At 65.9% G+C, this 24413-nt stretch carries 30 protein-coding genes and 1 tRNA gene; 11 read left to right on the top strand and 20 right to left on the bottom strand.

The features are described 5' to 3' along the window. Nucleotide 1: 1 nt before the first annotated feature. From tsaE to SPDO_RS04785, 8 genes are all read right to left on the bottom strand, one after another. The gene (gene tsaE, locus SPDO_RS04750; protein WP_088366225.1) at nucleotides 2-454 is read right to left on the bottom strand and encodes a tRNA (adenosine(37)-N6)-threonylcarbamoyltransferase complex ATPase subunit type 1 TsaE; all 453 of its coding nucleotides are present in this window, start codon (nucleotides 452-454) and stop codon (nucleotides 2-4) included. Beyond that, nucleotides 451-2772: a sensor histidine kinase gene (locus SPDO_RS04755; RefSeq protein WP_088366226.1), complete on the bottom strand. Its 2322-nt coding sequence runs from the start codon at nucleotides 2770-2772 to the stop codon at nucleotides 451-453. The genes tsaE and SPDO_RS04755 overlap by 4 nt, the downstream gene beginning before the upstream one ends. 75 nt (nucleotides 2773-2847) lie before the next feature. After that, nucleotides 2848-3816 (bottom strand): endolytic transglycosylase MltG, encoded by a 969-nt coding sequence (gene mltG / locus SPDO_RS04760; RefSeq protein WP_088366227.1) that lies wholly within the window; start codon nucleotides 3814-3816, stop codon nucleotides 2848-2850. 86 nt (nucleotides 3817-3902) lie between these two features. Further along, nucleotides 3903-5162, bottom strand: a complete 1260-nt coding sequence (fabF, locus tag SPDO_RS04765; RefSeq protein ID WP_088366228.1) for a beta-ketoacyl-ACP synthase II — start codon at nucleotides 5160-5162, stop codon at nucleotides 3903-3905. Between the two features lie 142 nt (nucleotides 5163-5304). Continuing rightward, a complete protein-coding gene (locus tag SPDO_RS04770; protein WP_046410516.1) occupies nucleotides 5305-5541 on the bottom strand; it encodes an acyl carrier protein in 237 nt (78 codons plus the stop codon). 82 nt (nucleotides 5542-5623) lie between these two features. Then, on the bottom strand, nucleotides 5624-6364 hold the full coding sequence (fabG, locus tag SPDO_RS04775) for a 3-oxoacyl-[acyl-carrier-protein] reductase (protein WP_088366229.1): 741 nt from the start codon (nucleotides 6362-6364) through the stop codon (nucleotides 5624-5626). Nucleotides 6365-6459: 95 nt separating this feature from the next. Beyond that, complete coding sequence (fabD, locus tag SPDO_RS04780) at nucleotides 6460-7395, bottom strand: ACP S-malonyltransferase (protein WP_088366230.1); 936 nt, start codon at nucleotides 7393-7395, stop codon at nucleotides 6460-6462. Nucleotides 7396-7448: 53 nt separating this feature from the next. Continuing rightward, nucleotides 7449-8837 carry a glycosyltransferase family 39 protein gene (locus tag SPDO_RS04785; RefSeq protein WP_158212139.1) on the bottom strand — a complete coding sequence of 463 codons (1389 nt, stop codon included), beginning with the start codon at nucleotides 8835-8837 and terminating at the stop codon, nucleotides 7449-7451. Between the two features lie 299 nt (nucleotides 8838-9136). On the opposite strand from SPDO_RS04785, the gene SPDO_RS04790 reads away from it, so the two are divergent. From SPDO_RS04790 to rplI, 4 genes are all read left to right on the top strand, one after another. Further along, nucleotides 9137-9496, top strand: coding sequence for an RcnB family protein (locus tag SPDO_RS04790; RefSeq protein WP_088366232.1), 360 nt, complete (start codon nucleotides 9137-9139; stop codon nucleotides 9494-9496). Between the two features lie 145 nt (nucleotides 9497-9641). Then, on the top strand, nucleotides 9642-10010 hold the full coding sequence (rpsF, locus tag SPDO_RS04795) for a 30S ribosomal protein S6 (RefSeq protein WP_088366233.1): 369 nt from the start codon (nucleotides 9642-9644) through the stop codon (nucleotides 10008-10010). Further along, nucleotides 10010-10234: a 30S ribosomal protein S18 gene (gene rpsR, locus SPDO_RS04800; protein WP_007403456.1), complete on the top strand. Its 225-nt coding sequence runs from the start codon at nucleotides 10010-10012 to the stop codon at nucleotides 10232-10234. The genes rpsF and rpsR overlap by 1 nt, the downstream gene beginning before the upstream one ends. Nucleotides 10235-10246: 12 nt before the next feature. Then, nucleotides 10247-10840, top strand: coding sequence for a 50S ribosomal protein L9 (rplI, locus tag SPDO_RS04805; RefSeq protein ID WP_088366234.1), 594 nt, complete (start codon nucleotides 10247-10249; stop codon nucleotides 10838-10840). Nucleotides 10841-11023: 183 nt separating this feature from the next. Here the strand turns inward: rplI and SPDO_RS04810 are convergent, their stop codons facing one another. Both SPDO_RS04810 and mutL read right to left on the bottom strand, forming a co-directional pair. Beyond that, entirely contained in the window at nucleotides 11024-11449 is a 426-nt protein-coding gene (locus tag SPDO_RS04810; RefSeq protein WP_088366235.1) for an organic hydroperoxide resistance protein, read from the bottom strand. Nucleotides 11450-11734: 285 nt separating this feature from the next. Then, nucleotides 11735-13525: a DNA mismatch repair endonuclease MutL gene (gene mutL, locus SPDO_RS04815; protein WP_088366236.1), complete on the bottom strand. Its 1791-nt coding sequence runs from the start codon at nucleotides 13523-13525 to the stop codon at nucleotides 11735-11737. A gap of 141 nt (nucleotides 13526-13666) precedes the next feature. On the opposite strand from mutL, the gene SPDO_RS04820 reads away from it, so the two are divergent. The 6 genes from SPDO_RS04820 to SPDO_RS04845 all read left to right on the top strand — a co-directional run bounded on the left by SPDO_RS04820 (nucleotide 13667) and on the right by SPDO_RS04845 (nucleotide 19498). Beyond that, on the top strand, nucleotides 13667-14707 hold the full coding sequence (locus tag SPDO_RS04820) for a rod shape-determining protein (protein WP_088366237.1): 1041 nt from the start codon (nucleotides 13667-13669) through the stop codon (nucleotides 14705-14707). 79 nt (nucleotides 14708-14786) lie between these two features. After that, nucleotides 14787-15635, top strand: a complete 849-nt coding sequence (locus SPDO_RS04825; protein ID WP_342746652.1) for a rod shape-determining protein MreC — start codon at nucleotides 14787-14789, stop codon at nucleotides 15633-15635. Further along, entirely contained in the window at nucleotides 15632-16141 is a 510-nt protein-coding gene (gene mreD / locus SPDO_RS04830; RefSeq protein WP_245829108.1) for a rod shape-determining protein MreD, read from the top strand. The genes SPDO_RS04825 and mreD overlap by 4 nt, the downstream gene beginning before the upstream one ends. Continuing rightward, nucleotides 16138-18231, top strand: a complete 2094-nt coding sequence (gene mrdA / locus SPDO_RS04835) for a penicillin-binding protein 2 (protein WP_088366239.1) — start codon at nucleotides 16138-16140, stop codon at nucleotides 18229-18231. Before mreD ends, mrdA begins: the two co-directional genes overlap by 4 nt. Further along, on the top strand, nucleotides 18228-19340 hold the full coding sequence (gene rodA, locus SPDO_RS04840; RefSeq protein WP_088366240.1) for a rod shape-determining protein RodA: 1113 nt from the start codon (nucleotides 18228-18230) through the stop codon (nucleotides 19338-19340). Before mrdA ends, rodA begins: the two co-directional genes overlap by 4 nt. Before the next feature lie 82 nt (nucleotides 19341-19422). Then, a tRNA-Lys gene (locus tag SPDO_RS04845) sits at nucleotides 19423-19498 on the top strand. A gap of 47 nt (nucleotides 19499-19545) precedes the next feature. On the opposite strand, the gene SPDO_RS04850 is transcribed toward SPDO_RS04845, so the two are convergent. Genes SPDO_RS04850 through SPDO_RS04860 form a run of 3 tightly spaced genes read right to left on the bottom strand, consistent with a single transcriptional unit; the run spans nucleotide 19546 to nucleotide 21385 of the window. Further along, on the bottom strand, nucleotides 19546-20784 hold the full coding sequence (locus SPDO_RS04850; protein WP_143559576.1) for a site-specific integrase: 1239 nt from the start codon (nucleotides 20782-20784) through the stop codon (nucleotides 19546-19548). A gap of 20 nt (nucleotides 20785-20804) precedes the next feature. Continuing rightward, nucleotides 20805-21041, bottom strand: a complete 237-nt coding sequence (locus tag SPDO_RS04855) for a hypothetical protein (protein ID WP_088366394.1) — start codon at nucleotides 21039-21041, stop codon at nucleotides 20805-20807. Beyond that, entirely contained in the window at nucleotides 21041-21385 is a 345-nt protein-coding gene (locus tag SPDO_RS04860; RefSeq protein ID WP_245829111.1) for a hypothetical protein, read from the bottom strand. The genes SPDO_RS04855 and SPDO_RS04860 overlap by 1 nt, the downstream gene beginning before the upstream one ends. A 115-nt stretch (nucleotides 21386-21500) precedes the next feature. On the opposite strand from SPDO_RS04860, the gene SPDO_RS17015 reads away from it, so the two are divergent. After that, nucleotides 21501-21812 carry a hypothetical protein gene (locus SPDO_RS17015; protein WP_245829114.1) on the top strand — a complete coding sequence of 104 codons (312 nt, stop codon included), beginning with the start codon at nucleotides 21501-21503 and terminating at the stop codon, nucleotides 21810-21812. Nucleotides 21813-21946: 134 nt separating this feature from the next. Here SPDO_RS17015 and SPDO_RS04870 read toward each other — a convergent pair whose 3' ends face one another. The 7 genes from SPDO_RS04870 to SPDO_RS04895 are packed head-to-tail and all read right to left on the bottom strand — an operon-like array spanning nucleotide 21947 to nucleotide 24339. Continuing rightward, nucleotides 21947-22375, bottom strand: a complete 429-nt coding sequence (locus SPDO_RS04870) for a hypothetical protein (protein ID WP_088366243.1) — start codon at nucleotides 22373-22375, stop codon at nucleotides 21947-21949. After that, nucleotides 22368-22649 carry a hypothetical protein gene (locus SPDO_RS04875; RefSeq protein ID WP_143559577.1) on the bottom strand — a complete coding sequence of 94 codons (282 nt, stop codon included), beginning with the start codon at nucleotides 22647-22649 and terminating at the stop codon, nucleotides 22368-22370. Before SPDO_RS04875 ends, SPDO_RS04870 begins: the two co-directional genes overlap by 8 nt. A 17-nt stretch (nucleotides 22650-22666) precedes the next feature. Further along, on the bottom strand, nucleotides 22667-23095 hold the full coding sequence (locus tag SPDO_RS04880; RefSeq protein ID WP_088366245.1) for a hypothetical protein: 429 nt from the start codon (nucleotides 23093-23095) through the stop codon (nucleotides 22667-22669). Continuing rightward, on the bottom strand, nucleotides 23092-23349 hold the full coding sequence (locus SPDO_RS04885; protein WP_088366246.1) for a hypothetical protein: 258 nt from the start codon (nucleotides 23347-23349) through the stop codon (nucleotides 23092-23094). The genes SPDO_RS04880 and SPDO_RS04885 overlap by 4 nt, the downstream gene beginning before the upstream one ends. Next, nucleotides 23346-23543 (bottom strand): hypothetical protein, encoded by a 198-nt coding sequence (locus tag SPDO_RS16620; RefSeq protein ID WP_143559578.1) that lies wholly within the window; start codon nucleotides 23541-23543, stop codon nucleotides 23346-23348. Before SPDO_RS16620 ends, SPDO_RS04885 begins: the two co-directional genes overlap by 4 nt. Then, the gene (locus tag SPDO_RS04890; RefSeq protein ID WP_088366247.1) at nucleotides 23540-23983 is read right to left on the bottom strand and encodes a hypothetical protein; all 444 of its coding nucleotides are present in this window, start codon (nucleotides 23981-23983) and stop codon (nucleotides 23540-23542) included. Before SPDO_RS04890 ends, SPDO_RS16620 begins: the two co-directional genes overlap by 4 nt. Further along, on the bottom strand, nucleotides 23980-24339 hold the full coding sequence (locus SPDO_RS04895; protein WP_158212140.1) for a DUF968 domain-containing protein: 360 nt from the start codon (nucleotides 24337-24339) through the stop codon (nucleotides 23980-23982). The genes SPDO_RS04890 and SPDO_RS04895 overlap by 4 nt, the downstream gene beginning before the upstream one ends. Nucleotides 24340-24413 lie beyond the last annotated feature (74 nt).

Below are 24413 nucleotides of genomic sequence, written 5' to 3' on the forward strand. Positions count from 1 at the left end.
TCTAGGACCATCGGCGCTCCCATGCCGCCGGCGCATCCCAAGTCAAGCGCCGCGCGCCATCCGGTTCGATCGCGAGCGTAAGTCGCAGCGCATCGGGCCACGCATCGGGCCCGGCGCGGTCGGGCCATTCCACCAGCAGGGCGGCATCGAACAACGCTTCGTCAAGGCCGAGCTCAAGCATCTCGTCAGGGCCATCGAGCCGATACAGATCGACGTGCAGCACGGGGAAGCGCACCTCGGGCGGGTCATAGGGCTGAACGATCGCGAAGCTGGGGCTCGGCGCTTCACCCGCCAGGCCGAGCCCGGCGAGGAGCCCACGGGCGATGCTCGTCTTCCCCGCGCCCAGCGGCCCCGACAGGGTAATCACGTCGCCGGGGCGGATCACCTCGGCCAGTCGCGCACCCACTGCGAGCGTGGCCGCGGGATCGGCAAGATGCACGTCGCCTCGCGTCATCGCGGCAGTTCAGCCTTCACCAGGGTGCCCATGCCAACCTCGCTTACCAGCGAGATGCTGCCGCCATGCGCCTCGACGAACTGCTTCGCGAGCGGGAGGCCGAGATCAAGCGCACGGACGCCGCGGGTGGTGGTCGGCTGGGCGAAGCGATCGAAGGCGTGCCGCGCGGCCTGCTCATCGATCCCCTCGCCATCGTCCGACACGATGATCCGCGCGTGTTCGTCATCACCATCGACATGGAGCAGCACGCGGCCACCCGGTGCCGCGGCGTTGATGGCGTGCCGCAGCAGATGCTCCACCGCCTCGCGGATGCGGCGCGGATCGGCACTCAGCTGCCCGGCGCTGGCATCGATGGTGACGGCGAAGTCGATCCCGCGATCGGCAGCAGCTCCTTCCATCCCCGCGGCTGCGGTGCGCGCCACATCAGCCAGCTCCATCACCTCGCGTCGGAGCGGCATGTCCCGCTCGCCCTGCGTCAGATCGAGCACCTCGTCGATCAGCATGCCAAGCCGGCTGACCGAATCGAGAATGGCGGTGACATATTGCTCGGCCTGGTCGGGCAATGCGCCCGCGTAGCCGGCCTGGAGCATCTCCGCGAAGCCGCTGATCGAGGTGAGCGGCGTGCGCAGTTCGTAGCTCATGTTGGCGACAAAGGCGGTCTTCACCTGATTCGCGGCCTCGAGCGCCGCCGCGCGATCGCGCAGCGCCTGCTCGGCGCGGCGGCTGTCGCTGATGTCGAGCATGGTGAACAGCGCATTGCCATCGGGCAAGGGAACGGCGGCAAAGGCGAAATGACGGCCATCGGCCAGCGCCACGCGGCCGTTGCGTTGCTGGCGATCCGCCGTGGCCGACCGAACCAGCTCGCTGACAAGGGTAGCGCGGTTGGGCGTCCGCAGCTTGGGCGCGATCTTATCGGCGACCGCATCGACCCGCGGATGGCTGTTGAGAAAGTCTTCTTCGAAATCCCACAAGGCGCGGAAGCGATGGTTCCATAGCTGCAGCCTGCCATCGGCGGCAAACACGCCCAGCGCCTCGAACAGATTGTCAAAGGTGGCTGTGCGTACGCGGAGCAGCGTGTCGCGGGCAGAGGCGAGCTGCACCTCTTCCGTGCGATCCTCGAAGATCAGCAGGAGCCCGCCGTCTGGCAGCAATTGCGCGAGCACGCGGATGTGGACGCCGCCGGGCAGGTGCCACGTTTCCTCCGTGGCGGCATCGGTACGGGTGAACCAGTCGCGCCGCTCCGCCTTCCAGCCGGGAAAGTCGCGGACCTCGGGTAGCCGGTTCGCCTCGCGCATGCGCTCCAGCACCCGGTCGAACTCGGGGCGATCCGCCAGCCATTCGCCGCGCATCGCGAACATGCGCCGGAACGGCTGGTTGCAGAACAGGAGCGCGCGGTCGCTGCCGAACTGCGCCACGCCGGCGGACAGACGATCGAGCATCGCGCGCTGGGCATTGGCGAAGCGTTGTTCGCGCGCGCGGGCTTCCTCCAACTCCTCGACGTCGATCGCAAAGCCTGCGACGCCGCCGCCCGGCAGCGGCACGTCGTAGAGCTGCATCGACCGGCGGGCGCCGCCGATCGTGGCGGGCAGCACGCGCACTTCGGGCCGCCCCGTCTCCCGCGCTGCGGTGGCGCCGGCGAGCGGGCCGCCCTGCCCCGAGCCTTCGATCAACTCCACACCGCGTGCCACCACGTCGGCGGCATCGGCGCCCTCCACTGCCTGGACATAGGCGGTGTTCACCATCGACACGCGAAGATCGGGGCCGCGATACCACATCGGCAGCGGGGCTGCCTCGATCAGTCCGGTGAGTGCGTTGAACGCCTCGCGCACCTGCGTCTGCTCAACGGCGAGACGCTCCGCCTCGGCCTGCGCCTCGCTGGCATCATGCACCCAGATCACGACATCGGCGCTGCCGGCCACCGCCGGCGCACGCGCGCCGCGCAAGGTGAGCGTGCGTGCCGCGCCGCGCGGGCGGACCTGGCGCACGAAGGGCTTGCCCGAGCGCTGAACGGCGATCACGTCGGCCAGCAGATGCTCAGCATCACGCGGATCCAGGCCGCCGCCTGCCGCGCTGAGACCGTCGAAGGCCGTTGGCGGCTGCACCAGGCCGAAAAGATCCGCGACGCGCGGCGGCATCTCCATGCGATGATCGGGACGCACCAGCATCGGCTGCATCGGCGCGCCCGCCAGCAGCCCTTCCGCCAGGACCAACCGGTCCGTCTGCGCCGACGCGGCCGACAGCGCCGCCAGCCCGCGGCTGAGCACCAGAACGGCAGCCGCGATCAGCAACAACAGGACAACGCCCGCGGCGATGAGCATGAGCGTGGTCAAGAACGGGGCGAGTCCAGCATGACGGCGCCCACTTCTACGCCCCTGGGGGGCGACATGAACAGCCTACATCTCCCCGCGGGCCCGGCGAATGGCATACCATTTCGCCACATTCGCATTGTGCTGTTCCAGCGTGTCGGCAAACACGTGCCCGCCGGTGCCGTCCGCGACGAAATAGAGCGCCGAGGTTTGGGCAGGGTTCAACACCGCGTCGATCGACGCGCGCCCCGGATTGGCGATCGGGCCGACCGGCAGGCCGGGACTGGCGTAGGTATTATAGCCGTTCTTGTCCTGCAGCTCGGATCGCTTGATGCGTCGACCCAGCGGCTTTCCCTTGGTGATTGGGTAGATAACGGTCGGGTCCGCCTGGAGCGGCATGCCCAGCTTCAGCCGGTTGGCATACACCGCCGCGACCGTGCGCCGCTCGGATGGCTTACCTGTCTCCTTCTCTACGATTGACGCAAGGACGATTGCTTCCATCGGCGACTTGACGACGCTCAGCTTGGTACGCTTCTTCCACGCGGCGGCGAGATAATCGGTCATCGCCTTCTGCATGCGACCGACCACCGCCGCCCGCGTGTCGTTCAGCTGATAGGCATAGCTGTCGGGCAAAATGGATCCTTCGCGCGGCACGGGCACGTTGCCCGTCAGCCCCTCGGCGCGCATCAGCGCCTCGTGCACCAGGATCGAGGGATAGCCTTCGGGTACCGGCACCAGCCGCTGGCGCACCTTGCCTTCTTCCAGCAGCGTCAGGATGTCGGATGCGCTGGCGCGTGCGGGGATCGCATATTCGCCCGCCTTGATCGGGGCGCCGCTGCCGAAGAACCGCGCATAGCCGCGGAAGCGTCGTGCGGAACGGATCGCGCCCTGCTTTTCGAGTTCGCTCGCGGCGCGCGACAGGCTCGCGCCCTCCGGCACGACGATGGCGAGCGGCTTGGCCGCGGGGCCCTCGCCCGACCAGTCGCGCCCCACCCAGTATAGCGCCGCGATCAGCGCGAGGCCGATGAGGAGTCCGAAACAGCCGACCTTACGCATGTGCCTTCATTTCCTCGGCGACGGCCGAGGCCAGTCGCGGCCAGCCCGATCGTGCGCCCCGACCATCGCCGGGACGCACAAGGAGGTTAGATCGCCTTCATCACCAGCGACGCGTTGGTGCCGCCGAAGCCGAAGCTGTTGTTCAGCACCGCGCGCACCTGGCGCTTCTTGGCGGTGTGCGGCACCAGGTCGACGCCCGCACAATTGTCGCTCGGATTGTCGAGGTTCAGCGTCGGCGGGACGATCTGGTCGCGCATCGCGAGAATGCAGAAGATGCTCTCCACGGCACCCGCGCCGCCCAGCAGGTGGCCGATCGCGGATTTGGTGGACGACATCGACAGGTCGCCGATCGCATCGCCGAACAGCCGGCGTACGGCGCCCAGCTCCAGCTCGTCGCCAAGCGGCGTGGAGGTGCCGTGGGCGTTGATGTAGTCGATGTCGGACAGCGACAGGCCGCTCTTGCGCATCGCCATTTCCATCGAGCGGAACGCGCCCGAGCCTTCCGGATGCGGCGCGGTGACGTGATAGGCGTCGCCCGACAGGCCATAGCCGATCACCTCGGCATAGATCTTCGCGCCGCGCGCCTTGGCCCGCTCATATTCTTCCAGCACGACCACGCCGGCGCCCTCGCCCATGACGAAGCCGTCGCGATCCTTGTCATATGGACGGCTCGCCTTTTCGGGCTGGTCGTTGAAGTTGGTCGATAGCGCGCGCGCCTGGGCGAAACCGGCGATGCCGAGCGGACAGATCGCGCCCTCCGCGCCGCCCGCCAGCATAACGTCGGCATCATCCATCGCGATCATGCGCGCGGCGTCGCCGATCGAGTGTGCGCCGGTCGAGCAGGCAGTCACGACCGCATGGTTCGGACCCATCAGGCCGTATTTGATGCTGACCTGACCCGAGATCAGGTTGATGAGGCGCCCGTGCACGAAGTGCGGGCTGACGCGGCTCGGCCCCTTCAGCTCGCAGACGAGGGACTCGCTGGCGATGCCCGGCAGGCCGCCGATCCCGGCGCCGATCGAGCAGCCGGCGCGGAACCGCTCGGCTTCGCTCATTTCGGTCAGCCCGGCGTCTTCAAGTGCCTGGCCGGCGGCGTCGATACCGAACACAATGAACGGATCGACCTGGCGCTGGATCTTGTGATCGACACGCTTGCCCGGATCGAAACCATATTCGTGACCGGCCGGCTTCACCTCGCAGGCGATGCGGCACTTCTGGTTGGAAGCATCGAAATGCGTGATCGGACCGGCGCCCGACTTGCCGGCGATGAGATTGGCCCATGCTGTTTCGACATCTGCGCCCAGGGGCGTGACGAGGCCAAGACCGGTGACAACAACGCGGCGCATCGCGCTACTCCATGAAATTCATAACGAAACAGGCGTTCATAACGAAACGGCCCCCCGCCCACTAGCCGGGGACGGGGAGCCGCTCGAAACCGTATCGGGTGCATCGTGCGGCGCGACGCCGCCCTGCGCCCCGGTCAGGCGATCAGCCCTTGTGCTCGTCGATGTAGGTGATCGCATCGCGCACGGTGGTGATCTTCTCGGCGGCGTCGTCCGGAATCTCCACCCCGAACTCTTCCTCGAACGCCATCACCAGCTCGACAATGTCGAGGCTGTCCGCGCCGAGATCGTCGATGAAGCTCGCATCCTCGGTCACCTTGTCGGCTTCGACGCCGAGATGCTCGACGACGATCTTCTTCACGCGGTCGGCGGTCTCGCTCATAGTCATTCCCTTTTGTTCATTCAGAGGGGTGGTTAAATCCTGAACGCAGGTAGAACGGGGTTCGCTGCGTTACAAGTCTGCTTTAGACCATTGCCATGCCGCCGTTTACGTGCAGCGTCTGGCCGGTGACATAGCCCGCCTCACGCGACGCAAGATAAACGACCGCGGCACCGATGTCTTCCCCCGTGCCGAGGTCGCCGGCGGGGATCTTGGTAAGCAGCGCGGTTTTCTGCGCGTCGGGCAGCACGTCGGTCATCGCCGAGCGGATGAAACCGGGCGCCACGCAGTTCACCGTGATGTTGCGGCTGGCCAGTTCCTGCGCCAGCGCCTTGGACATGCCGACGAGGCCAGCCTTGGATGCGGCGTAATTGGCCTGCCCCGGATTACCGGTCTGCCCGACGACCGAGGTGATGGAGATGACGCGGCCGAACCGCTGCTTCATCATCGGCTTGGCGGCGGCGCGGATCAGCCGGAAAGCCGCCTCCAGATTGACGCGGATCACCTGATCCCATTCTTCGTCCTTCATCCGCATGGCAAGGTTGTCACGCGTGACGCCGGCATTGTTGACGAGGATGTCGAGCCGCCCGCCCAGCGCCTCGGCCGCGGCGGGCACCAGCCCGTCCACCGCCGCCGCATCCGACAGGTTCGCCGGCACCGCGACATGGTCCCCGCCAAGCTGGTCGCGAAACGCGTTGAGCTTGTCGGCATTGGACCCCGACACCGCCAGCCGCGCCCCCTGCGCCGCCAGCGCCTGCGCGATCGCCGACCCGATCCCGCCCGAAGCCCCGGTGACCAGTGCAGTCATGCCTGAAAGGTCGAACATGCAAATTACTCCTCAGATATCCGGTTCGCAGCGGTAGCGGCCATCGCCCGTGATCGCGGCAAGACGCAGCAACCGCATTCGCAGTGTCGCTCCACTTACAGCGTCTTCAGCAAACCCTCGATGTCGTCCATCGAAACGACGCTTACCGCATTGGCGTCGGGCGCGATGCGCTTGACCATCGGAGTCAGCACCTTGCCGCCGAATTCCACGAACTCGGTTACGCCCGCTTCCACCATCGCCAGGACCGATTCGCGCCAGCGCACCATGCCGGTCACCTGCTCCACCAGAAGGCGGCGGATCGTATCGGGGTCGCTCGCCGGCGCCGCGATGACGTTGGCATAAACCGGCACCAGCGGCGCAGAGACACGCGCCTCGGCCAGCGCTTTTTCCATCGCATCAGAAGCGGGCTGCATCAGCGGGCAGTGAAACGGCGCCGAGACGGGCAGTGCCACCGCACGCTTGGCGCCATGCTCCTTGGCTAGCCCGATCGCGCGGTCGATCGCGGCCTTCGCGCCGGAGATCACCACCTGCGAGGGATCGTTGTCGTTGGCGACGGTGCACACCTCGCCCTCGGCCGCCGCGGCGGCGATCGCCTGCGCCTTGTCGAGATCGGCCCCGAGCAGCGCGGCCATGCCACCTTCGCCCACCGGCACCGCCGCCTGCATCGCCTGCCCGCGCAGCTTCAGCAGCCGCGCGGTCGTCGCAAGGTCGAACGCGCCGGCCGCGCACAAGGCGCTATATTCGCCCAGGCTGTGCCCGGCGACGAAATCCGCCTTGTCGGCCAGCCGCACGCCGCCTTCCTGTTCCAGCACGCGCAGCGTCGCGATAGCGTTGGCCATGATCGCCGCCTGCGCATTCTCGGTCAGCGTCAGTTCGTCCGCCGGCCCTTCGGTCATCAGACGGAACAGATTCTGGCCGAGCGCCTCGTCCACCTCACCGAACACCTCGCGGGCGTGAGGGCTGGCGGCGGCGAGTGCCTGGCCCATGCCGACGGCCTGGCTGCCCTGTCCGGGGAAGATGAACGCACGCATCGGAGCCTCCTGAAATCGAAGAGGCGGCCGGTAAGCGCCCGGAGGCGCCTTGGTCAACCGGCAGGCGTGCGGACCAGCACCATAGCCGGGCTCGGCCCGAACATGCGCCGGGCGATCGGCGCGGGCACCAGCGGCTCCAGCCCGATGGTGCGCAACGCGGCGCCCAGCCGCGTCGGCGGCGAAGGATAGGTGGCGACGACCTGCCCTGCCGGCGCCGCATCGGCCGGCGCGACGACCAGCCCGCCGGGCGCCGCCGGCAACGGGCGCAGGTTGCGCTGCCCAATGAACGCCATGGAGATGTCCGCGCGGCGAACGTCGCTCGCCTCCCCCGCGATCGCCTCGCCCGGATGCGCCTCGGCCGCCATCACCAGCGCCTCCATCGACCAGCGCGGATGCGCGTTGCCGACACTCATCAGCAGGAGGTTGCTCGAAACCAACGCCGCGAGGATCAGCGCGCGCCACCACGCGCTCAGCCGATCCAGCCACACCGCCAGAACCAGCACCGCCGCCAGCGCCGCCAGCATGAAGTAACGCGGGTTGAGCACCAGCTTGGTGTAAAGCACCGACACCAGGAGGAAACTTACCACCGCCATCCACGCCAACACCGTCATTGGCGCCCGCCGCGTCTCCGGCACCAGTCGCCACCCCCCCAGTGCCACTGCGACGCCGACCACCCAGAACAGCAGCCCGAAATCGTCGTTGATCAGCAGCACCAGCAGCGGATCGATCGGCGGCCACAACAGAAAGTTGCCCTCCATGTTCGCGGCACGATCCATATGGTCGTCATGATTGAAGGCGATGGTGTAGCGGCGCAGCGGATCGCCGGTCATCGCATATTGGAACAGCGCCTCGCCAAGCAGCACCGCCGCCGCACCCGCGCCACAAGCGATCAGAACGCGTCTGGGCACCGGGCGTCCGATCAGGAACAACGGCCCGAGCGCCGCCAGGGCGAGCACGCTCGTTTCGCGGCACAGAACCGCCACCCCGAACAGCGCGCCGCCGAGTGCCGCACGGACGAGCCCACGCCGATCCTCGCTGCTCGTCCCCATCAGCCACGCGCCGCCAAGCAATGCCGCCGCCTCGGTCAGGTCGACGCTCACCGTGGTCGCATGGCTCACCACCACCGGCAGCGTCGCGGTCAGCAGCGCCGCCATCCATCCGGCGCGCTCGCCCGCCACGCCGGCCGCAAACCGTCCGGTCACCGCCACCAGCACCACGTAGAAAAGGATCGCCGTAATGCCGAAGGCAACGAAGTTCTGACCCACCACCGCCAGCACCGCGGCGAAGGTCAGCGTCAGCGGAAAGCGCGTCGACCAATGATCGCTGCCGGCAAAGGGCGGGTCGGTCAGCCAGCGGACCGCACCGGCATGATAGAGCGAATCGTCCGACGCCATGTAGCCGATCCAGCCGACGAACAGCGCCACGACCATCGCGATCGCCACAAGAGCCGCCCATCCGCTCCGTGACCCGCTATTCGCCTGGCCTGCGTGGGACAAATGCTGAGCGCTGCCCGGTGGGGTGGCGCGCGAGAGATCGGTGGTCGACATGGCCGCCGCTGATAGCAGTTTGGAGTGTAGAAATGCTTGCCGCCTGAACCGTTGTTCAGCCTTTCGCACAGCTTGCGACAAATCGCGACCAAATGCCCGGATCACAGCGATGGGCGGGATACATTCGGCGCCCAGATAGGTTCTCGACGCCGCGGTATCGGCGCCGCTTGTTGAGTAAGAAAAGGAGCAGTCCCATGTTCAAGAAGCTGATCCAGGCAACGGTTGCAGCCTCGCTGATGGCGACCCCGATGATCGCCGGCGCAGCCGAGGCGCAGCGCCGCGAAGTGACCACCACGACGGTCAAGCATCGCCCCAACGGCACCGTCGTGCAGAAGACCACGGTTCGCCGCGCGCCCACCTATCGCACATGGCGCCAGGGCCAGCGCTTCGACCGCCGCTATGCCCAGAACTATCGTGTGGTCGACTATCGCCAGTATCGCCGGGCCAAGCTGTATGCGCCGGGTCGTGGGCAGCAGTGGGTCCGTTCGGGCCGCGACGCGGTGCTGATCAGTGGCAATGGCAACATTCTGCGCGTCATCTCACGCGTCTTCTAAGACTTGCATTTATTGCGGTTCCGCGTATGGGAGCCGACAGCACGGGCGGGATGGCTTCGGCCTTCCCGCCCTTTGCTGTTGTGGACGACAGCCGGAGGGGCATGGCACGGGGCCATGTCAGCGATCGGCCAAGGAAGGAAAGCACATGGCTCTATACGAGCACGTGTTCCTTGCGCGCCAGGATTTGGCACAGGCGCAGGTGGACCAGATGGCGGAAGCCGTCACCAAGATCGTCGAGGATCATCAGGGCAAGGTCGTGAAGACTGAGACCTGGGGCCTGCGTTCGATGGCCTATCGGATGGCCAAGAACCGCAAGGCACATTACGTAATGATCGAGATCGACGCACCGGGCGACACCGTCGCCGAGATCGAGCGTCAGCATTCCATCAACGAGGACATCATCCGCTACATGACCGTCAAGGTCGACGCGCATGAGCAGGGCCCGTCGGTGATGATGCGCAAGCAGGAGCGGGATCGCGAGCGCGGTCGCCGTCGTGAAGAGGAGAACGCATAATGGCCCGTCCCTTCTTCCGCCGCCGCAAGAGCTGCCCCTTCTCCGCGAAGGACGCCCCCCGGATCGACTACAAGGACGTGCGCCTGCTGCAGGGCTTCGTGTCCGAGCGTGGCAAGATCGTTCCGTCGCGCATCACTTCGGTGAGCGCCAAGAAGCAGCGCGAGCTCGCCCAGGCGATCAAGCGCGCCCGTCACCTGGGCCTGCTGCCCTACGTCGTTAAGTAAGGAGAAGAGCAGATGGACGTCATTCTGCTTGAGCGCGTCGAAAAGCTCGGCGCCATCGGCGACGTGGTAAAGGTGAAGGACGGCTTCGCCCGCAACTACCTGCTGCCGAACAAGAAGGCGCTGCGCGCCAACGAAGCGAACCGCAAGGTCTTCGAGGCCAACCGCGCCCGCATCGAGAGCGAGAACGCCAACCGCCGCGGCGAAGCCGAGGTCGAGGCAAAGTCGTTCAAGGACGCGCAGGTCACGATCATCCGCCAGGCGTCGAACGTCGGCCAGCTGTACGGCTCGGTCGCGGTTCGCGATCTGGTCGAGGCGCTGAACGACGCCGGCCACAAGGTCGCCAAGTCGGCCATCGTGCTCGACCGCCCGATCAAGTCGATCGGCGTGTACGACGTTAAGGTCGCGCTGCACCCGGAGGTATCGGTGACGGTCAAGGTGAACGTTGCACGCTCGCCGGAAGAGGCTGACATGCAGGCGCAGGGCGTTGACGTCATGGCGCAGGTCTTCGAGGAAGGCCGCGACACCGGCGGCTTTACCGAGGATTACGACGCCAACGCCGAACCCGGCGCGAGCGCCGAAGTTCGCGAGGACGAAGCGCAGGGCTAATCCCCCGGCTTTGTACGAAAAGGGCCCGCCCGGCATCATGCCTGGCGGGCCTTTTTGTTTGTGTCGCTGTTGGCCGTTTGTGCGAGGACGGCGCCTTGTACGGATTGCGGCCATGTCGGCGCGCGCAGAGGCGGCGGAACGCTGCTGCCTCAGAGCGGCCCGGCGAGGTCGCGGCTGTCAGCGTTAACGCGTGGCGACGTTCAATTTGACGTCGATATTGCCCTTCACGGCGTTGGAATACGGGCAAACGGCATGCGCCGCCTGGACGATCTCTTCGGCCTTTGCCTGATCGACGCCGGCAATGGTGACGTTGAGCGTCACCGCCAGATTGAATCCGCCGCCGCTACCCGGCAGCAGCCCGACTTCACCGACCACCTCGATGTCGTTGTCACGCACCTTGTCGGCCTTGCCGCGGGTGACGTGGATGACAGCGTTTTCGAAACAAGCGGCATAGCCGGCGGCAAACAGCTGTTCGGGATTGGTCGCTCCACCCTTGCCGCCCAATTCCTTTGGCATGGCAAGCGCCAGGTCGAGTACCCCATCCTCGCTACGGACGGTGCCGCTGCGGCCGCCGACGGCGGTCACTTTCGTCCTATAAAGCGTGCTCATAGACTACCTCCTCCAAAGAGGCAGGCATTTATATTGTGCACAATGGTATTGCAAGCGTGGTGAAGGATCGGCCAGCGTTTGATTGTCCGCTTTCGCCCGACGCACTCATCAAGGAACGGCGACACACGCGCCGACGACAGCGGCCAGCGGGATCAGCGACAGGAAAATGGGAACGAAGCTCTTCATCGGAAACACCATGAGGTACAGTCCAGTAAGGAATGCAGCAGAAGCTGAAAGTTTCCGTTGGATGAACAAGATGGGCCTGCCTGACGCTGCCCCCGCGCTCTATTTCCGGCCAAAAAGCTTTTCGATGTGGTCGAGCGGCAGCTTCACCCAGGTCGGCCGCCCGTGATTGCACTGTCCCGAATGCGGCGTTGCCTCCATCTCGCGCAGTAGTGCGTTCATCTCCACGACTGACAAGATGCGCCCTGCCCTGACCGAGCCGTGGCATGCCATAGTGCCGGCGATCGCGTCGAGCCGCTCGCGCAGGGAAAGCGCCTCGTCGAACGCGGCAAGCTCGTCGGCGAGATCGCGGATCAGACCGGTCGGATCGCCGCTGCCGAGGAGCGCGGGTGTTGCCCGCACCAGCATCGCGCGCGGCCCGAACCGCTCAAGTTCAAGCCCCATGTCGGCCAACTCAGCGACTCTGGTTTCCAGGCGATCGCAATCGGGCTCATCCATCTCGACGACTTCGGGGACGAGCAATGCCTGCGCCGCCACGCGTCCGCCGGCGAGTGCCGCACGCATCCGCTCCAGCACAAGGCGCTCGTGCGCGGCGTGCTGGTCCACGATCACCAAACCGTCATCGGCTTCCGCAACGATGTAGGTCCGCGCGACCTGTCCGCGTGCGACTCCCAAGGGATAGGCCTGCGATCCGGGCGGCGGCGCCGTCGCCATTTCGGCACGCGCCTGCGGTGGAGGCGCAAAGAAGCTCGACGGACGATCGCGAACCAGACCGGCAACACCCTGGATGTGTTCCTGATCGGTACTGCCGTTACGGGTGCTATATTGGTGGAGGAGGGGCTGGGCCTCTGCCGCAGCGTTCGAATGAAATGCGGCAAGCACGTCGTCAGGGGCGCGCTGCACCACCCTATGGCCGGCGCCGTCCAATGCACGCCGCAAGCCGGAAACGATCAGGCCGCGGATCATCGCCGGATCGCGGAACCGCACCTCGGTTTTGGCAGGATGGACGTTCACATCGACCTGATCGGAGGGAAGATCGAGAAAGAGCGCGACCACCGCATGGCGATCACGCGGCATCATTTCCGCATAAGCGCCGCGAATCGCGCCGATCAGCAGGCGATCCTTGACCGGCCGCCCGTTGACGAAAAGATATTGGTGATCGGCCACCCCGCGGTGAAAGGTCGGCAAGCCAGCCACACCGCCGAGGATGACCTGCTCGCGCACCATGTCGATCGCGACACTGTTCTCCTTCAGCGCCCGGTCGGTCAGCGCCGCAACACGCGCCGGTCGATCCTCCGACTGGAGCGCCGCCAGAACGCGCCGGCCGTCATGCTCAACGGAGAAGGTGACGTCCGGGCGCGACATGGCGAGCCGCCGGACGACGTCGAGGCAGGCGGCATATTCGCTTCGGCCCGAGCGCAGGAACTTGCGCCGGGCAGGCACCCGCTCGAACAAGGCTTCGACGACGACGCGCGTGCCGGGGGGCAGCGCGGCCGGCCCCTCCGACGCAAGGACGCCATTGTCGATCACGCGGCACCAGCCATCAGCGCCGCGCACGCGACTCTCGAGCGTTAGCCTAGCCACGCTGGCAATCGATGGCAGCGCCTCGCCGCGAAAACCCATGGTGGCGACGCGATCGATATCCTCGTCAGGCAGCTTGGAGGTGGCATGGCGCTCCAGTGCCAAGGCCATGTCCGCGGGCGTCAGGCCGCAGCCATCATCCGCCACTTCGATCCGCCCGATACCCCCCTCGGCCAAGCGGATGGCGATGCGCATCGCGCCGGCATCGAGGGCGTTCTCGACCAGTTCTTTCAACGCGCTGGCCGGTCTTTCCACCACTTCACCGGCAGCGATACGGTTGATGAGATGTTCGGGCAGGCGGCGTATTGACACGAGCCAGCCCCTAGCCCAATCGACGCCCTCCCGCGACCCCGAGAAAACAGCAATCAGCGCACAGGAAGCGCCTTGCGGCCGTGGCTGCGGGATGAATGGTGCAAGTCGCATGTGCGACTCGGGAACGGAATCTAGCTGAACATGGCCTTCTCGCGTTTCTTCAAGTTCATGTCGCATGACATGGCCATCGACCTCGGGACTGCGAACACCGTGGTCTATCTGCGGGGGCGCGGCATCGTGCTGAACGAGCCATCCGTCGTCGCGGTGGAAACGATCAACGGCATCAAGAAGGTGAAGGCCGTCGGCGAGGACGCCAAGCTGATGATGGGCAAGACGCCCGGCAACATCGAGGCGATCCGCCCCTTACGCGATGGCGTGATCGCGGACATCGACGTCGCCGAGCAGATGATCAAGAGCTTCATTTACAAGGTGCACGGACAGCGCAAGTTCATGCGCTGGCCCGAGATCGTGATCTGCGTGCCGTCGGGCTCGACGAAGGTGGAGCGCCGCGCGATCCGCGATGCCGCCTCGAACGCGGGTGCGAGCCGGGTGTGGCTGATCGAGGAAACCATGGCGGCGGCGATCGGCGCCGATATGCCGGTGACCGAACCGATCGGCAGCATGGTGGTCGACATCGGCGGCGGCACCACGGAGGTTGCGGTGCTATCGCTGCGCGGCCTCGCCTATACCACGTCGGTGCGCGTCGGCGGCGACAAGATGGACGAAGCGATCGTCAGCTATGTGCGCCGCAACCACAATCTGCTGATCGGTGAAGCGACGGCGGAGCGGATCAAGCAGGAAGTCGGTATCGCCAAGCCGCCGGTCGACGGCGTAGGTTTGACGATCCACATCAAGGGTCGCGATCTGGTGAATGGCGTGCCCAAGGAGATCCAGATCAACCAGGGACAGATCGCCGAGGCGCTGAGCGAGCCGGTTGCCACGATCGTGGAGGGCGTCCGCGTCGCGCTGGAAAACACCGCGCCCGAACTTGCCGCCGATATCGTCGATCAGGGCATCGTCCTGACTGGCGGCGGCGCGCTCCTGCAGGGGCTGGACGAAGTGCTGCGTGACGAGACCGGCCTGCCGGTGACGGTGGCAGACGAACCGCTGACCTGCGTGGCGCTGGGTACCGGCCGTGCGCTGGAAGATCCGATGTACCGCGGCGTGTTGCAGAACGGCTGATCGAAGAAGGGCTTCCTATATGGCGGCGTCGCGGGACCGACGCCCGGGGTTTTCGCGGCGGGCGCAATATTCGCTCTTCTTGAGCTACATCCTGGCTGTCGCGGGCGCGACGGTCGGGCTGGTTCTGCTTGTGCTATCGCAGTTCAATCCGCCGGCATTCGCCGCACTTCGGTCGGCTGCGACGGAAGTGACCGCACCGGTGTCGTCGGGTGCCTCTGCCGTGATCCGCGCCGTCGCGTCGGTGCCGCAGACCATCTCGACCTACTTCCGCGTGCACGACGAGAATGCCGCGCTGCGTGCGGAGGTCGCGCGAACGCATGACACGCTGGTGCAGGCGCGCATCATCGTGCGCGACAATCGCCGGCTGCGTGGCCTTCTGAAGCTTCGCGACGTGACGCCCAAGGTCGTGACTGCCGCGCGGATCGTCAGCTCCAGCGCAACAAGCACGCGGCGCTTCGGCGTTCTCAACGCCGGCCGCTGGCAAGGCGTTCGCCCCGGCATGCCGGTCCGCGGCCCGGACGGGCTGATCGGGCGCGTCGTGGAAACTGGGCCGAACACCGCGCGCGTTCTCCTTGCCAGCGATCCGGAAAGCGTGATCCCCGTTCGCCGCATCGGAGACGGCATGCCGGCGCTCGCCGCCGGGCGGGGTGACGGGCTGATCGACATCCGCTCGGTCGGCACCACCAACGCCCATCTGGAGCCTGGCGACCGCTTTGTTACATCGGGCGTCGGCGGGCTGTATGCGCCCGGGGTGCTGGTCGGCCGCGTGCTGAAACGCGGCGCCGACAATGCGCCGGCCGTTCCGTTTGCGCATCCGGATACCTTGGATTTCGTGCTCGTGAGCGAGCCTTTTCTGCCGCCGCCCCCCGCCGCCGAGCCTCAGGAGGTGCCCGCCACCCCGACGCCGCAACAAGGCAGCCAGCCGTGACCAGCGCGTTGCAACCGTTCGGGCCGACACTGCCGCGGTCCCGCGCGCGCGCGCTGCCGTGGGCCACCGTCATGGCGGGATCCCTGGTTTCGATCATTCCCGTGGGCGCGACGCTGCCGCTGATGCCACCGTTCGGGCTGTTGATGTTGCTCGCCTGGCGGCTGCTGGCGCCCTTGGCATTGCGACGCTGGGCACCGGCGGTGCTCGGGTTGTTCGATGACTGCCTGAGCGGACAGCCGCTCGGCAGCGCGACCTTGCTGTGGACGCTTTGCTTCTTTCTGGTGGACCTGTTCGATCAGCGCACCATCTTTCGCGCGTTCGCTCAGGACTGGCTGATCGCCGCCGTTGCCATCACCTTTTGTCTAGTCGCCGGCCGATTGCTTGCAACCCCCCTCGGCGCGCACGTGGAAACCGTGCTAATCGCTCAAATCGCTGTGTCTATTCTGCTATTCCCTTTGGCCTCACGCGCCGTGGCGTGGGTCGACCGTCGGCGTATCGCCGAATGAGCCGGCCAACGCGGATCGCCACGGAAGCGCAGCAGGGCTACACCTTTTCGCGCCGGGCCTGGCTGCTCGGCGCGGCGCAGATCGGCGTCGGCACCGTGCTTGCCGGCCGCATGAGCTGGCTCGCGATTGCCGAGAACGAGCATTACAAGCTGCTGAGTGAAAGCAATCGGATCAACATGACGTTGATCCCGCCGCGCCGAGGCTGGCTCGTCGATCGGCACGGCCATGCGATCGCCGACAATCGCACCGACTTTCGCGTCGACCTGATTCCCGACCGCGTCGTCGACAAGGATCGCACCTTGGCGGCGCTGCGTGAATTGCTGGCGCTTACCGACGAGGACATGCTGCGGATCAGCGAGGATCTGAAGCAGGCCGCAGGGTTCCAGCCGGTGAAGGTGGCGGAGAACGTCGGCTGGGAGCGGTTTGCGGCGGTGCAGGTGCGGCAGCCGGAGCTCCCCGGCGTGGCACCGACCCGCGGCTTCGCTCGCCATTACCCTGCGGGCGCGGCCGTGGCGCATCTCACCGGCTATGTCGGCAGTGCGAGCGCCGAGCAGTACAAGGAAACCAAAAACCCGCTGCTGGTCACACCTGGTTTCAAGCTTGGCAAGGATGGGCTTGAAAAGACACTGGAAGATGAGCTTCGCGGCAAGCCGGGCGCCAAGCGGATCGAGGTAACGGCCCGTGGCAAGCTCGTGGCCGAACTGTCGACGCGGCCCGATCAGCCCGGTCAGACGCAGCGCCTGACGATCGACGCCGGCCTTCAGGAATATGCTGCGCGGCGGCTGGGGACGAATTCGGGCTCGGCCGTGGTGTTCGATTGCCTGACGGGCGAGATGCTCTGCATGGTGTCGATGCCGGCATACGACCCCAACAGCTTTTCGGATGGGATCAGCCATTTGGAATGGAAGATGCTGTCGGCCGACGATCACGTCCCCTTGATGAACAAGGTGACGCAGGGGCTGTATCCGCCCGGTTCGACGGTGAAGCCGATGAACGGGCTGGCGCTGCTGGAAGCCGGCGTGGACCCCAATGAACGGGTATTCTGCGGCGGCGCGCTGCGGGTGGGAACGGGCGTCTTCCACTGCCATAAGCGCCGCGGCCATGGCGCGATCGACCTTCGCGGCGCGATTGCGCAAAGCTGCGACATCTACTTCTACGAGATGGTGCGGCGATTGGGATATGATCGCATTGCGCCCGTGGCAAAGGCTGTGGGCCTGGGCGAGAAATACGATCTCCCGTTCGCCACGCAACGTTACGGCACTGTCCCAGACAGCGCGTGGAAAGAACGGAAATACAAGACAAAGTGGACCGTCGCGGATTCGCTGAACGCCTCGATCGGCCAGGGCTATGTGTTGGCAAACCCGATGCAGCTTGCGGTGATGGCGATGCGGATCGGATCCGGCAAGCTGCTCCAGCCAAGCCTCTTGATGGACAAGGTGGCGCGCAACGCACCGCCGCTTCCGTTCAGCGAAGACAATCTGCGGATCGTGCGCGAGGGCATGTGGCAGGTGGTGAACGGCGGCGGCACGGGCGGCGCGTCGCGCCTCTACCTGCCGGGGATCGAGTTGGCGGCCAAGACGGGCACGGCTCAGGTGCGCCGCATCACCATGGCCGAGCGGCGCTCGGGCGTGCTCAACAATGCGCAGCTCCCCTTCAAGCTTCGTGATCACGCCCTGTTCATCTGCTTCGCGCCCGCCGACAATCCGCGCTACGCCGCCGGTATCGTTCTTGAGCATAATGGCCACACCGTCAGGAACCTCGACACGCCGATGATCGGCCGCGACATCATGACGTACCTGTTCGACAAGGAGAAAGCGCTGAAGGCGCTCGCGCAGGTCGAGCCGACCTGGGGTGGCGACATTCGCACGCGCATGGCGGCGCAGGAAGCGGCCTATCGTGCCGCCACGGAGGCACCGGCACCCGCGCAGGCCGCCGCGACGGAGACGGACGCACCGGCACCCACGCGCGCGCCCGCGGTGGAGCAGGCGACGGATGCCTCCAACGCCGCACAGGAAGCCACCGTGAGTGATATCGCCAATGGCGCCGGACCGGCAAGCGTCGGCACCACCGAGCCATCGGATACGCAATGAGCGGGTTCTCGATCGTCCCTGCGCCCGTCGCCCGGTTGCCGTGGCGCATGCTGCTGCTGGTGATCGGAATCGCGACCTTTGGCCTTGTGATCCTGTACTCCGCCGCTGGCGGCAACGTGCGGCCGTGGGCCTTGTCCCAGGGGATCCGCTTTTTCGTCTTTCTCGCCGGCGCCCTGGTCATCTCGCGCCTGCCGGAGAATTTCTGGCGGCAGGTGGCCCTGCCCGGCTATGCCTTGTTCGTGCTCTTGCTGTTTGCCGTTGAGCTACTCGGCGCGGTACGCGGCGGCAGCCAGCGATGGCTCGATCTCGGCTTTATCCGACTGCAGCCTTCGGAGCTGATGAAACCGATGATCGTGCTGGCCTGCGCCCGCTTTTATGAAATGCTGCCCCCCAACGAGACACGCCGGTTCGGCGGCATATGGCCGCCGGCATTGCTGATCGGCTTGCCGGCCGGCCTTGTCATGCTGCAACCCGATCTCGGCACCGCGCTGATGATTACGGCAGGCGGCCTGACGGTAATGTTTCTGGCGGGCGTGCCGCTGCGCCTGTTCGTCGGGGGGGCGCTGGCGCTCGCCGTGGCGGCGCCGCTGGCGGTCAACTTCCTGCTGCACGATTATCAACGCAATCGCGTGCTGATCTTCATGGACCCGGAAAGCGACCCGCTGGGCACCGGCTATCACATCAGCCAGTCCAAGATCGCGATCGGCTCCGGCGGGATCTCGGGCAAGGGCTTCCTAAACGGCACGCAAAGCCATTTGGACTACCTGCCCGAAGGCCACACCGATTTCGTGTTCGCCACCATGGCGGAAGAATGGGGTGTGCTGGGGGGATTATTCATCATCATCGGCTACCTGATGGTGATCCGCTGGGGCGTGAACGTCGGCGTGCAGGCGCAAAGCCGCTTCGCCAAGCTGACCGCCGCCGGCCTTGCGACCACCATCTTTTTCTACGTCGCAATCAACCTGGCCATGGTGATGGGTTTGGCGCCCGTCGTGGGCATTCCCCTACCCCTCGTCAGCTTTGGCGGATCGGCACAGATGACGGTGTTCCTGTGCCTGGGCATCCTGATGTCGATCGATCGCGATAATCGGCGCGAGAAAAATTGGTAATCACGCGAAAAAGTGTTTGCGCTGCACAAAACCAGTGCTAAAGGCGCGCCTCCCGATCGGGGCACACGCCCAACACGGTCACGGACGCATAGCTCAGTTGGTAGAGCAGCTGACTCTTAATCAGCGGGTCCTTGGTTCGAGCCCAAGTGCGTCCACCACCCTCCTTCCTAGAAAATAGCCATTTTCTTCGAAGGGCGCGGTGCGTCTACTCGACATGTTCCGATCCGTTTTCCGACAAATCAGCGCCAAGCGCGGTGATGTGAGCGCGCCGCGCTACTGCAATTTCGCGCGCCTTATCCGCAGTTGCCTTGTTGTAAATTCGCGTGACGTCGAGCGTGGCGTGACCGGAGATCGGACGGACGTCGGCGCTGACTGATCCGACCTCGGTGATGCCGCCGTGCCTGAAGCCAGTGAACGTCATCGTCTTCGGTAGCCCCGCCTTCTCGCAAATCGCGCGGTGGACGGAAGAGACGCGGCGCTCCTTGTACTTCTTGCCGCTACGCTCCTCCACGACGATCACGTCGGCAGTGCGTGGCGTGCGGGCAAGCTCATCCTCGAGGTCAGGGTAGAGCCGAACCGATTCGCCAGCGACATTGATCGCGAGTGGCAGCACCACAGCGTTGCCGGTCTTCGACTGCACCAACGCTATCTGCTTGCCGGGCTCATAACCCGACCATTCAATCCCGCGCCGCTCCTCGCCCTCAGCGTCTTCGAAGCCGAAAGCGTCCCACACGCGCTGACAGCACTCGAACGACAACGCTGCGGCCGTGGCCATGGATTGGAAGCCCATCTCGCGCGCTGTGGTGCGATAGAGGTCATACTCGGCTCGGGTCGTGGCGCGGTTGCCCTTCGCAGCCGTGCTCTTCAGCCCCATGCCCGCAAACGGGTTCTCCTTCACACCGGTGGCGCGATGATGGCGTGCTGCCCACGTCCACACCAACCGACAAACCTGCATGGCATAGGTCGCCTGGCGTTCACCACGTTCGCGCAGCTTGCGGTAGAGCTTGTCGGCGACCCCCGCGTCTACCTTGTTGGCCATGCGCTGCCCAAGCGGCGGAGAGCCGGCCTTGGTCTCGAATGCGGCCAGCATGTCCATGAGCTTGCGATAATCGTTCCGCGTCTTGGCAACGTTCTTCTTGAAGCGCTCCTGGTCCCGGTACCAGGCAAACAGCCAGGCGACCGTGCCCTTGACGAGGTTGGCACCGCCCTCGCCTGTTCGCCATTGCGTCAGAGCCTCGTTCAGCGCCTCTGCCTTCGCGATCGCCGAAGCGAGGTCTGTGCCGAGCGACGTGTTGACGAGCGTGTGCCGGCGACCTTCCCGCACCGCTGGCGCCAGCTTCCCGTCAACGTCACGAATTGGTCGAGCCCAAGGCGGCAGCTCCCAATAATAGGCGACATCGCCCCCGGCGCGTTTCGTAGCCCGCACATAGGCTGGAAGACGCACCCATCCCCTCGGCCGCGTCATCAATCGAACTCGATCGGATCGTCGCCATCAGCACCGCCGAACAGCGTGGCGAGCGCCGCGTCGAGATCCGCACGTGCCGCGATGGCTGCGCCGCGCGGACCGCGCTGGCGAAAGCGCACCAGGCCGCGCCGCTCCCATTCCCGCAACTGGCCTTCAGCGACCCCGGTGTAAGCAAGCGCCGTCTCGCGGTTCATCCCCGCGGGCCAATCAGGAAGGCGTGCAAGCGCCAGACCCATCAGCGGCACTCCCCCATCTTGTAACGGCGCCAGTAGTTATCCCAGCGGCTCGCGGCGCCGGCGGCGATCAAAGCGCATGATAGCGAGCGGCCGTCCGGCAGCGTGCAGCGGGCGACCACCCGCTGGTACGATCGCCCGACCGGCCGGCAGTTAAGCGCTTTGCCCAGCACCAGCCGCGCGGCGATGCGCTGGCTCGCGCGCGCCTTCGCGTCATCGCAGACGTAGTTCAGGTCGTGCAGGCGACATGGAGCCGAGCTTTGGAAGTCTGGCGCTTGGACGCCGGCGACGCGCACCTTGATGCCATTGCGGCACCAGAGCGGACCATCAGCGTCGTGCACCTTCACGACCTGGCAAACGAACGGAGGAGGAAGGTCAACCACAGCTACTACCTTGAACGGAACGACGGCTTTGCGCGGGTCGTTGGTCTTCCGAGCGCGTAAAGCGACGGGAGAATTTTGTATGCGTAAGAAGGTGCTTGGAGTGTTCGCGGCGTTCGCGATGATGTTCACAAGCGTCGGAGTGACGGTGGCGCCGATCGAGGCGCAGGCCCAGTCCTACCGGGGTGATCGCGGTGTCTATCGTGACCGTGGAAGGCGCTATACGCCGCCGCGGCGTGGCTATCGCGGGTACCGGAACCATCGAGGGTACGCGAAGCACCGCGGCTACCGGTCGAAGCGGTATTATCGAAACCATCGTGGCTATCGGAACCCGCGCGCCTACCGGAACTATCGGAGCTACAACCGACCGCGCCACTATCGCCGGCATCGCTGATCTCCGGGACTGACCCGAGATCGAGCGATTTTGAAGCCCGCGGCCTCGATCGGCTGCGGGCTTTTCTTTTGCGAAGACCGCCGCGGCGCGACGACGTAAGCGATTTAGAAGGCGCGTCGCGGGTTGCGCTTGCATCACATCGCCACCCAATCGTGCGTATGGATGTGGCGGTTCGCCTGGCGAAGCCCGCGTGGCGCGGTGGCCCACAGGCGGCCGTACAAGGGGATCACGCGCTTCACGTCGCCGAACGGCGTCACGACACGGACGAAGCCGTCCTTCTCGCGGCGGATCACAGGGCAGTCGAACTCGAACAGCGGCGGGAGCGAGCCATAGCCGGTCGACCAGTACATCTCACGCGAGGTTGCCTGCCGGTACACCTTCACGATCTCGACCTTGGATTGGTCGATCTCGCGCGTCGCCAGTGTGGTGCGCTGCTGGACGGAGAGGTCATCCCCTTCGAACCAGGTGCCGTACCACGGGTTTGGCTTCGACGGCGTGACGTACAGCGTCTCCGGCTGGCGGCCTATCACCTCGCCGAAGTTGATGGCGGGCGCCTCAGTCATCGAGAGTACCTTCACGCCGACTGATCGTGTCCATCAGGCGGTTGACCTTCTCGCGCTTCGCGTCGGTCTTCTCGATCCCCGGCACAAAGGACGTGTAAGGGAGGTGGCCTTCCTCGCGCAGCATCTCCATCATCACGAACAGATCGTGGAACTCGTCGATGATGCGCTCTGCATTGGTGAGAGGCTGGCCCGGCTGCACCTCGGTCAGCCCGAAACGCAGAGCCTTCGAGATGCGGTGGCCGACCTCCATCGCCTCTTCGGCGGCAGTGATCATCAGGTGCTCTTTGCGGTTCACGCCGCCACCTCGGGGAGGCTGGCGAGGAACTGCTCGATCGTTTCAAAATGCTCGACGCTCGGCAGATGATGGAAGACGGTTTCGCGTGGCCCGATGATCGTCAGCCGGTGACCGAGCGCCACAGCAATACCGAACTCGACATGACGGCCGCCGCGCCCGTTGCTCCGCGGCTCCTCCATGAGGCTGACCATCCACGTCGCCGCGAGCACATCGTCGACGTCCTCAAGGGCGAACCGCTGCCGCTCGCTGTCCTCTGCTTGCGCAGACAGACCGCTCGGCATGACGTGGTCACTATTGGGCTTCGTCCACCGGCTAGTGATGATCGCGCCGCGCGCCGCCAGCTCGTGCCCAAGCGCATTACACTCGGCGCGGCGGCTAAAGCGCGCCGCGATATAAACGCGCGCCTTGAATGCCGTATCGCTCATGCGCGGGTGGTCCGTTGCCCCGGCGCCGGCCTCGACAGCGCGGGGGTGAGAAAAAGACAGTCGCGGGGGGCGAGCGACCGAGGCGTCAGCCGCGGCTCGGGGGAGCGCGGCGGGAGAACGGGGAAGGAAAGCGGCCGGCGGTGCAGAGCGTCGACGATGCGGTCGATGCGCGGCGCGACGGTCCCGATAATCGCATATGCTGCGATCCCGCCGCCGGCGGCAAAGGTGGCGAAGGCGAGCAACTGGATGCTCATGCCGCACCGCCGTCGCTGAAGCCGTTAGCGATCGCGCGGAAGAAGGCGCCGATGCTGTCCGGATGGGTGACCAGCCACGCCGCAACAGCGACGACGATGCCAATCACGAGCACGTTGCCCGCCATGATCAGGCGGAACTGCGCGCGCATGCGTCGGCGGTTGTACTCGACTGGGTCAAGGGCGCGGCGGCTCATGCGACACCCATGAGCATGCCAGCCGCAGCGGCCGCCACGCGGTCGCGCGTGAGTTGAGCGGCTTTCTCGGTCGCAATCTTGGCAGCTTCATGCGCCTGGGGCTCGTCGCGCTCCAGCTGGGCGAGAATGCGACGCATCGCTCGTTTCAACTGCTCCGCGGACGGGCGCCGTCCATTACTGACGCGTGCGAAATGCTCTGCATCGAGAAGACTGATCAACACGTCGAGGTCGAGGAAAGCCCTATTGGCGATCGCCTGGAGGTCGCCGCGCAGTCCGGCGATCTGCTCCATAAGCAACCCGTTCTGGCGCAGCGTCGGCACTCCGGTGATTTGCTCCCGCTTCTGTCGCGCGGCCCGCAACTGCGCGGCAAGCGCGCGTCCGTTGTTCATCGCTTCGGCGATCTCCGCCGGCGACGTGCGGGCGAGAGGATTCGTGCTCATGCTGACACCCGCGCCGCGAGCTTGCGCTCGTGCTTCAGCCGGTGCGGCGACTTGGCGGTGTAACCGGCGGCGGCAGCGATCAGGTCAACCGAGTGAGCCGCTTCGAAGGTGCGGGCACCGCGATGGTACTCACGGTGATGGTTCTGGCAGAGCGGCACGGTAGCAAAGTCGCTGACCTTCAGCGACATGCCCTTGCCGCCCGCATGATCGACATGCGCGCACTCGATCTTGCCGCCACACCCCTGCCCTGCGGTCAGGCAGCGGCGTCCGCGGATCCATTGCTTGTGCGGCTCGCAACGGCGCTCCTCGTCAGCCCTATGGCTGTTCTGGCGCCGTGGTTTGGTGTTGATGCGCAACGTGCGTCTCCACATCGGTTGTGAGCCGCAGTTACGATTGCCGTAATGTTCATGTCAATACGCTTTTCGTAACA

The organism is Sphingomonas dokdonensis (genome assembly GCF_002197685.1).
Classification (GTDB): Bacteria; Pseudomonadota; Alphaproteobacteria; order Sphingomonadales; family Sphingomonadaceae; genus Sphingomonas; species Sphingomonas dokdonensis.

Excerpts from the sequence above, each read along its gene's own strand:
- tsaE (WP_088366225.1), bottom strand. The coding sequence starts at position 454 with ATGACGCGAGGCGACGTGCATCTTGCCGATCCCGCGGCCACGCTCGCA.
- SPDO_RS04755 (WP_088366226.1), bottom strand. The coding sequence starts at position 2,772 with ATGCTCATCGCCGCGGGCGTTGTCCTGTTGTTGCTGATCGCGGCTGCC.
- mltG (WP_088366227.1), bottom strand. The coding sequence starts at position 3,816 with ATGCGTAAGGTCGGCTGTTTCGGACTCCTCATCGGCCTCGCGCTGATC.
- fabF (WP_088366228.1), bottom strand. The coding sequence starts at position 5,162 with ATGCGCCGCGTTGTTGTCACCGGTCTTGGCCTCGTCACGCCCCTGGGC.
- SPDO_RS04770 (WP_046410516.1), bottom strand. The coding sequence starts at position 5,541 with ATGAGCGAGACCGCCGACCGCGTGAAGAAGATCGTCGTCGAGCATCTC.
- fabG (WP_088366229.1), bottom strand. The coding sequence starts at position 6,364 with ATGTTCGACCTTTCAGGCATGACTGCACTGGTCACCGGGGCTTCGGGC.
- fabD (WP_088366230.1), bottom strand. The coding sequence starts at position 7,395 with ATGCGTGCGTTCATCTTCCCCGGACAGGGCAGCCAGGCCGTCGGCATG.
- SPDO_RS04790 (WP_088366232.1), top strand. The coding sequence starts at position 9,137 with ATGTTCAAGAAGCTGATCCAGGCAACGGTTGCAGCCTCGCTGATGGCG.
- rpsF (WP_088366233.1), top strand. The coding sequence starts at position 9,642 with ATGGCTCTATACGAGCACGTGTTCCTTGCGCGCCAGGATTTGGCACAG.
- rpsR (WP_007403456.1), top strand. The coding sequence starts at position 10,010 with ATGGCCCGTCCCTTCTTCCGCCGCCGCAAGAGCTGCCCCTTCTCCGCG.
- rplI (WP_088366234.1), top strand. The coding sequence starts at position 10,247 with ATGGACGTCATTCTGCTTGAGCGCGTCGAAAAGCTCGGCGCCATCGGC.
- SPDO_RS04810 (WP_088366235.1), bottom strand. The coding sequence starts at position 11,449 with ATGAGCACGCTTTATAGGACGAAAGTGACCGCCGTCGGCGGCCGCAGC.
- SPDO_RS04820 (WP_088366237.1), top strand. The coding sequence starts at position 13,667 with ATGGCCTTCTCGCGTTTCTTCAAGTTCATGTCGCATGACATGGCCATC.
- mrdA (WP_088366239.1), top strand. The coding sequence starts at position 16,138 with ATGAGCCGGCCAACGCGGATCGCCACGGAAGCGCAGCAGGGCTACACC.
- rodA (WP_088366240.1), top strand. The coding sequence starts at position 18,228 with ATGAGCGGGTTCTCGATCGTCCCTGCGCCCGTCGCCCGGTTGCCGTGG.
- SPDO_RS04855 (WP_088366394.1), bottom strand. The coding sequence starts at position 21,041 with ATGGGTCTGGCGCTTGCACGCCTTCCTGATTGGCCCGCGGGGATGAAC.
- SPDO_RS17015 (WP_245829114.1), top strand. The coding sequence starts at position 21,501 with ATGCGTAAGAAGGTGCTTGGAGTGTTCGCGGCGTTCGCGATGATGTTC.
- SPDO_RS04870 (WP_088366243.1), bottom strand. The coding sequence starts at position 22,375 with ATGACTGAGGCGCCCGCCATCAACTTCGGCGAGGTGATAGGCCGCCAG.
- SPDO_RS04875 (WP_143559577.1), bottom strand. The coding sequence starts at position 22,649 with ATGATCACTGCCGCCGAAGAGGCGATGGAGGTCGGCCACCGCATCTCG.
- SPDO_RS04880 (WP_088366245.1), bottom strand. The coding sequence starts at position 23,095 with ATGAGCGATACGGCATTCAAGGCGCGCGTTTATATCGCGGCGCGCTTT.
- SPDO_RS04885 (WP_088366246.1), bottom strand. The coding sequence starts at position 23,349 with ATGAGCATCCAGTTGCTCGCCTTCGCCACCTTTGCCGCCGGCGGCGGG.
- SPDO_RS16620 (WP_143559578.1), bottom strand. The coding sequence starts at position 23,543 with ATGAGCCGCCGCGCCCTTGACCCAGTCGAGTACAACCGCCGACGCATG.
- SPDO_RS04890 (WP_088366247.1), bottom strand. The coding sequence starts at position 23,983 with ATGAGCACGAATCCTCTCGCCCGCACGTCGCCGGCGGAGATCGCCGAA.